The sequence below is a fragment of the Aestuarium sp. genome (assembly GCF_023253315.1).
Lineage (GTDB): Bacteria > Pseudomonadota > Alphaproteobacteria > Rhodobacterales > Rhodobacteraceae > Marivivens > Marivivens donghaensis.
On sequence record NZ_JALRGW010000152.1, the window covers coordinates 1 to 689 of the forward strand.

1 protein-coding gene is annotated in these 689 nt (G+C 52.0%); it reads left to right on the forward strand.

All coding sequences use genetic code 11. The features are described from left to right. A partial coding sequence (locus tag AC1QQ2_RS14760; protein ID WP_479713713.1) for a cbb3-type cytochrome c oxidase subunit I occupies positions 1 to 689 on the forward strand: 689 nt, incomplete at both ends.

Here is a 689-nt window from a genome sequence, read left to right on the forward strand (position 1 = left end):
CACACCACATGTTTACAACCGGTATGCCGGTGACCGGTCAGCTCTTCTTCATGTACTCGACCATGTTGATTGCCGTGCCAACTGGCGTGAAGATCTTCAACTGGATCGCGACCATGTGGAAAGGGTCAATGACCTTTGAAACCCCCATGTTGTTTGCCGTTGGATTCATCTTTGTGTTCACTTTGGGTGGATTTACAGGCTTGATCCTGTCCATGGCTCCAATCGATACACAGCTGCAAGACACCTACTACGTGGTTGCTCACTTCCACTACGTGCTGGTGGCAGGTTCTTTGTACGCCATGTTTGCCGGTTACTACTACTGGGTGCCCAAGTGGACGGGTGTGATGTACAACGAAACGCGCGGCAAGATCCATTTCTGGTGGTCATTGATTGCGTTCAACGTGACATTCTTCCCCATGCACTTTTTAGGACTGGCTGGAATGCCACGCCGCTATGCGGATTACCCCATGCAGTTCGCGGACTTCAACTTGATCGCTTCATTGGGTGGTTTCGCCTTTGGCTTGGCTCAGGTGTATTTCTTCTTCTTCGTGGTGCTGCCAACCATGCAAGGCAAGGGCGAAAAGGCCTCTCAGAAACCATGGGACGGTGCCGAAGGTTTGGAGTGGGAGGTTCCATCTCCAGCGCCATTCCACACATTTGAGAATCCGCCTAAGCTGAATGCTGAGGCG